Genomic DNA, 2,558 nt, shown 5'->3' with positions numbered 1-2,558 from the left:
ATTCATCGAAGACAACGAGACTCCCCCGTCTTGGCCGACTGTGGCCAAATATTATGACATGGACGAGACAGAGTCCAGTCAAGAATCTCCTTTTGCAAAAGAGAGGGTGTTCGATACAGAGCCGTAACGGGCAACCATCATAGAAATTCTGCAAAGGAACTCCCCGGACCTGAAGATAAGCAGCATCTACGACGTGCTGGAAGAGCTATACGTAGATACAAGGATGGTCATCCAACTTCCGGGCAATGAGCAGACACTGCGCAATTATGTTCGCTGGTTGCGCGGCACCGGTCAGGTGCCGAAGTCTGAGAACAAGGGACGAATCTATGAGTTTGTGGACGGCATTCCTCCTGGCAAGCAACTAATCGTAGATTTCGGTGAGCAGAAGATCGAGGATGGGATAACCATCCATTTCATGTGCATGCTTCTCCGCTTCAGCAAGTTCTTGTTTGTGGTGGTGCAAGACCACAAGTTCAATTCCGCAGAAGCGTGCCGCGGCCTCTACCTCTGCTTCAAGCGCATCGGCGGGCGCGTGGAGGTATTGGTAATCGACCAAGACACCGTTTTCATCTATGAGGAGAAGTACGGCGAGATCATCGAGACCCAGACATTCTCGGCCTTTCTCAAGGAGCAGAACCTAAGCTTATTTGTTTGCAGGAAAGCGGATCCTGAATCCAAAGGAGGAATCGAAAAATCTGTCCAATTCGTAAAGCAGAACTACTTCAGTGCACGCAAATTGCATACGCTGCAGGAAGCAAGGACCGGGATTGCCGCTTGGCAGAACCGCAAGAATGTCCGCATCGAACGGGGTACATATCAAATTCCTGTTGAGCAGCTGAAGGTGGAGCAACAGTTCCTCCAACCATTGGTGCCTTCGCTGTATGCAATGGTGGAGAACGATTTCATCATCTATGAAGTTAAGGACATGCCGTACGTCCGCTACAAGGCGAACCGATACCCGGTTCCCAGAACCTATTGCTTCTCCTTCGTCAAATACAAGGTCATCAATGATGTAATCCACATCTATGACATCAAAACGGGCGACAAGATCATCCAGCATGAGATAGACAAGCGCAAGGGCATCACGGTAAAGGCTCCCGAGCTGAAGAGGGAACCCTCCGATGCATGGAAAGCGGTCGCCACAGCACTTCGGGTCAAATACTTCAGCAAGAGCCTGGACCATTTCATCAACGGGGTATGCAAGGAGCATGTCCGGTACCGGTATGATCAGTTGAAGGCAATCGAACGGTTCTTGGAAAGCAGGAAACCCATCGACAGAGAATTCCTGGAACAGGTGTTTGCAGCCTGTTGCAATCAGTGTGCCTACAGTATTGCCGGATTTGAGACCATCTTCACCTTGCTGGAGAAAGAAATGCATCCCAGCGATTTTCCGCTGGACCCGTTGGGGGCAAAGCCCCTTTCCGGTGTGAAAGTCCAACAGCGCGGTTTGGAATCCTATGCAAAGGCTTTCCGAGAGTTGAGTGCTGAACACGAAGGGGGCCAGCGATGATGAGAAACCCCAAAACCCCCTATGTGCAACGATTGCTCATCTCTTTCGGATTGAAACAGGCTTCGGTGCTGCTTCCGGACCTCATCAACGAGGCAGAAAAGGAGAATCTCACGCCGCGGCAATTCCTTCTTACGGTGCTGGAAGCTGAGCTGAATGCACGCAATGAGAAGAAGAGGAAGCGCAATTACGCCGGTGCCCACTTTCCTCCGAATGTTCGTTCAATTGATGAGTTTGATACATCGGAACTGGATGGGGGAATAACCCCCACCCAGATTCTCCAGCTGAAAGAACTCAATTGGATCGATGCGGCAAGCAACGTCCTATTTTTTGGACCTCCAGGACTTGGGAAGACCATGCTGGCTCTTGGTTTGGGGCTCGAGGCCATCAATGCCGGATACAGCGTTTGTTATGAGAGGATGGGCGACCTTATCGATCTCCTGGACAATGCAAGAAGGCAGCGGCAGGCAGCATTCCGAATCAGGCGGCTCAGGAAGGCACAGTTGGTCATCATCGACGAAATCGGGTATGTCTCGATCACTCGCGAGCAGGCAAACACCTTCTTCTCATTCGTGAGCGACTTGTATGAACGTTCTTCTCTCATCATCACTTCGAATAAGGACGTAACGGAATGGGCTGAAGTTCTCGGTGATCCTGTACTCACAGCGGCGCTGCTGGACAGATTGTTGCATCATTCAAGATGTTTTTCTCTCAGAGGAGAGTCATATCGTATAAAACACCCGGAATTCAAGGAGGAAAAAAAGCTGGCTGACTTCTGAGTCGGAGCCTTAAAAAGTGCTTACCGTACTGGTGAAAAAAGTCATTACCGTACTACTGAAAACAGTGGTTACTCCACCTTCTAAAAGGGTCATTACCGGAAAGACTCAAGTAGTCATTACCGAACGACCTAAAAAAGTCATTGACATTAGCAAACCTATCACCATTGAATGGTGGCATGCTCTTGAACAGCAGTATTGGCCGTTGGTGGATGAAATTGTTGGGGATTTCAATGCAACGCATCCATTGATCACGGTTGAAGCAAAGTACATCG

The 2,558-nt window shown here is 49.7% G+C and carries 2 protein-coding genes and 1 pseudogene; all 3 read left to right on the top strand.

Translation table 11 applies throughout. The annotated features are described in order from the left end of the window. Positions 1 to 223 precede the first annotated feature (223 nt). A complete protein-coding gene (locus AB7C91_RS13790) occupies positions 224 to 1,510 on the top strand; it encodes a Mu transposase domain-containing protein (protein WP_428592460.1) in 1,287 nt (428 codons plus the stop codon). Next, a complete protein-coding gene (istB, locus tag AB7C91_RS13785; protein ID WP_428592457.1) occupies positions 1,510 to 2,286 on the top strand; it encodes an IS21-like element helper ATPase IstB in 777 nt (258 codons plus the stop codon). Before AB7C91_RS13790 ends, istB begins: the two co-directional genes overlap by 1 nt. 31 nt (positions 2,287 to 2,317) lie before the next feature. Then, positions 2,318 to 2,558, top strand: a pseudogene (locus AB7C91_RS13780) (ABC transporter substrate-binding protein); the annotation flags it as partial.

Origin of the sequence: Sphaerochaeta sp., from assembly GCF_050256055.1 — a bacterium.
Lineage (GTDB): Bacteria > Spirochaetota > Spirochaetia > Sphaerochaetales > Sphaerochaetaceae > Sphaerochaeta.
The sequence above is the reverse complement of the archived record's forward strand: the minus strand, read 5'-3'. Positions and strand labels throughout refer to the sequence as shown.

Coding starts and splice junctions, on each gene's coding strand:
- istB (WP_428592457.1), top strand. CDS start 1,510: ATGAGAAACCCCAAAACCCCCTATGTGCAACGATTGCTCATCTCTTTC.
- AB7C91_RS13790 (WP_428592460.1), top strand. CDS start 224: ATGGTCATCCAACTTCCGGGCAATGAGCAGACACTGCGCAATTATGTT.